The sequence below is a fragment of the Bacillus sp. S4 genome, assembly GCF_040838205.1.
Classification (GTDB): domain Bacteria; phylum Bacillota; class Bacilli; order Bacillales; family Bacillaceae_G; genus Bacillus_A; species Bacillus_A cereus_U.
The window spans coordinates 1-3,624 of the sequence record NZ_JBFPJI010000321.1 but is presented as its reverse complement, the minus strand read 5'-3'; the positions used below and the strand labels follow the sequence as shown (position 1 = coordinate 3,624).

Below are 3,624 nucleotides of genomic sequence, written 5' to 3'. Positions count from 1 at the left end.
GAACCATTAAATACAGTTTATTTTTCATGACAAAAAAAAGGGAATTATGAATAAAATGTAATAGATTCTTAAATATTTAACAATTCCTATATTTAAAAATTATAAAAGATGCTAAAATCCAAATATAGAGAAAATATAACTTCTAAAGGCGGTTGAGATAAATACATGTTTACTCAAAAGAAAGCACTCCAACATAAAATTGATCAATTAGAAAATCGTATACATGAGCTAGAAACAGAATTAAAACAAAAAGATATTGAAAACCAAGAGACTATTTCTTCTATCCACGACCGTGTACAAAGCGTTGTTCAAGAACATCAACTTGTAAATAACCAGCACCATACACTCCAAAATTTAATTCAACAATTAAACTCATGTTTTGAAAATGTTTCAACACGTACGACACATTCCAATGAATTAAATAGTGAAATGTTACAAAAAGAACAAAGCTTAATTCAGTCTATTGAAGAAATTATCGATTGCTCTAATGAAGGAAAAGAATCTGTTCACCGTTTACTCATTGTAATTAATAAATTAGGTGAACAATCTCAGCGCACGTCTAATAGTATGAATCATTTAAGTGAACGCTCAAAAGAAATCGAGCAAATTGTAGAAGTAATTCAAAACATTGCTGCGCAAACAAATTTATTAGCGTTAAATGCAAGTATTGAAGCTGCACGTGCTGGAGAGCATGGAAAAGGATTCGCTGTTGTTGCCAATGAAGTAAGAAAACTAGCAGAAAGCACAGCGGAGAGTACAAAAAACATTGGAAATTTAACGAAAAAAATCCAAGAGGAAATTGAAAAAGCGTACGAAAATACAAAAGATAATTTACATTTAGTTGATGAAGGTGTAGAAATGAGCGCCGATACTAACGCTAGAATTGAAAATATTTTAATAATGATTCAAACATTACAAAGTGGCGCTACAAATGTTATTAAAGCTATCGAAAACCAAAAATCTTGTAATGATGATATATTAAGAGAATTTGCAAACACTCAACAAATGTTCCAAAAATTAAATACTACTATTATGAGCCATATTCATGATGCTGAAAAAGTCGATGTTCAATTAACTAAAAGTCTTCAAGAAACAGTAGCTTCTCATTAATAATAAAAATCCCTTATACCGGTATAAGGGATTTTTATTATATTTCGAATATTTATTTCTTCTCAATATTCATCCTCTCTTTTGCTATAATGGAAAAGTTGTTTCTTTCGACTAATAAACAAGGAGGTTATTATGGAACAATTTTACTACATTTTAAAATATTTAATTCTTGGTCTGTTCCAAGGACTAACAGAGCCAATTCCGATTTCTTCAAGCGGTCACCTCGTTTTAGCACAGCATTTGCTAGGACTAAAAATAGAAGGGTTTAGCTTCGAACTACTTGTTAATTCAGCTTCATTATTAGCTGTATTACTTATTTATAGAAATGATTTAATTCGTCTAACGAAGAATGGTCTATCTTATATATTTACAAGAGCAGAAGACGCAAAATCAGATTTCTTCTTTATTATTTACCTTGTTATTGCAACCATTCCAGCAGGTGTTATTGGTATTTTATTTAAAGATTATATCGACCACTATTTAAAAGGTGTGAAAATGGTTGGGATTTCCCTTCTTATTACTGCTATCGGCCTTTGGATTATTCGAAACTTGCGTGGACGTAAAAATGATGGCGATCTTTCTATGAAAGATGCAATCATTATTGGTCTAGCACAAGCTTGCGCACTAATTCCTGGTATAAGCAGATCAGGTGCTACAATCGTGGCAGCAATGTTACTTGGTATGAAGCAAGAAACAGCTCTTCGCTTCTCATTCTTACTATACATTCCTGTTAGCTTAGGTGGTTTATTGTTAAGTATTACAGACATTGCAAACGATCCAAATTTAGATACATTATTTGTACCTTATATTGTTGCTTTCATCGCAACATTTGTCATGACATATATTTCATTAAAATGGTTTATGAACATTATGGCAAAAGGAAATTTAAAATATTTCTCTTTCTACTGTATTATCGTAGGTGTGCTAACTATCATTTTCTTATAAAGTGAAACTTTAATCAGTGGGGGTTTTGTTCATCCCCCACTGATTATTAGCCCGCACCAATCGGGCGTTTACGGGCAGCAGGGCTCCCACCTAACTTCTTTGCTCGGGCCGAATTTTGAGGTGGGAGTTTTACTGCCCACAAATAGCGGGATAAAAAACCTCTTACTGCCCTCATACAGTAAGAGGTTTTTCCTTATGCATAAACTTTCTTTTCCTGACAATACAAGCGAATAACATGTGTATTTTTTTGAAATAAATCATGTGTTAAGCGAATAATAATAAAATTTCGTTTTGTATTATCATCATGAACAAAAATCTGTTCCCCCTCCTGAAAACGCCATGTGCTTTCAAAAGTTGTAATATGATCCCCGCTTACCGAAAAAAGCTCATATCGCATATCTAGTACCCTCTCTCAACTTATATAATCACAATATCCTTATATTAGATTTAGTATAACTTAATTTCGATAAAATTTGTAATTCTTTCTATTTCGAAATATTTTAACTTTGTTTTAAACTCCTTTTAGCGCTATAATGATAAACGAATTTTCATTGAAAGGAGCTTCATTTTGACTGCATATTTATTTCCAGTAAAAACAGCTTTTATTTTATTTCCTATTTTAGCAATGTTTCTATTAATTCCTTTTTTAATATTTAATTATCGAAAATACGGTTATTTAAATAAATGGCGCTCATTTATTTTATACTCATTATTACTTTACTTATTAAATGCCTATTTTCTTGTTATTTTGCCGTTACCACAAACGTATGATACTTGTAGCCTACAACCCGCTAATACACAGCATATGCAACTCTCACCATTTTATTTCATACAAGAGATTAGTAACCATACATCGGCAATTTTAACGAAACCAACTACTTATTTCTTGTTATTAAAAGAATCTGCATTTTTACAAGTTGCTTTTAACGTTCTATTAACCGTTCCATTCGGTATTTACTTACGTTATTATTTCCGACGTAGTTTCTTACAGACTATTTGTATTTCTTTTTGTCTTTCACTATTTTTCGAGCTAACACAGGTGACTGGATTATATGGTATATATAATTGTGCCTATCGCCTATTCGATATAGACGATTTGTTTTTAAATACATTAGGAGGAATCATTGGTTTTATTATCGCACCAATATTTACGTACTTCCTTCCGAAAGCAAACGAGTTAGATAGCCGTATTGATTTGGAAACGAAACCAGTTGGTTTTGTACGTCGTTTGATCGCTATGCAAATTGATTGGATTTTCTTATCTATCGTTGTACCATTCATTAAAAATAAAGGAAATTCTATATTTATTTCTAATATCCAATCTTACACAAATATATACGAACTCATTTTCATTACATGTTCGATCTTTATTTACTTTATTATCATTCCATACTTTACGAACGGAAAAACAATTGGGAAAGCATTGCTTCGTATTTACGTGAAAGGAAAGTCAGATCGTATTACAATGAAGGAACTATTCATCCGTTACGGTATATTCTATTTCATTTTAGGTGGAATCAACTATATTCTTTCTAGTAGCTCTATCTTAAATCATACAGAGCCTTTAGT

3 protein-coding genes and 1 pseudogene are annotated in these 3,624 nt (G+C 31.5%); 3 read left to right on the top strand and 1 reads right to left on the bottom strand.

The annotated features are described in order from the left end of the window. Positions 1-591: 591 nt before the first annotated feature. Positions 592-1,110 (top strand): annotated as a pseudogene (locus AB3X48_RS22125) (methyl-accepting chemotaxis protein); the annotation flags it as partial. Between the two features lie 132 nt (positions 1,111-1,242). After that, positions 1,243-2,055 carry an undecaprenyl-diphosphate phosphatase gene (locus AB3X48_RS19300; RefSeq protein ID WP_016103554.1) on the top strand — a complete coding sequence of 271 codons (813 nt, stop codon included), beginning with the start codon at positions 1,243-1,245 and terminating at the stop codon, positions 2,053-2,055. A gap of 193 nt (positions 2,056-2,248) precedes the next feature. Here the strand turns inward: AB3X48_RS19300 and AB3X48_RS19295 are convergent, their stop codons facing one another. Next, positions 2,249-2,452 carry a hypothetical protein gene (locus tag AB3X48_RS19295; protein WP_016103553.1) on the bottom strand — a complete coding sequence of 68 codons (204 nt, stop codon included), beginning with the start codon at positions 2,450-2,452 and terminating at the stop codon, positions 2,249-2,251. A gap of 171 nt (positions 2,453-2,623) precedes the next feature. Here AB3X48_RS19295 and AB3X48_RS19290 point away from each other — a divergent pair. Then, positions 2,624-3,624, top strand: a 1,001-nt coding sequence (locus tag AB3X48_RS19290; protein WP_367959822.1) for a VanZ family protein, incomplete at its 3' end; no start/stop codon positions are given.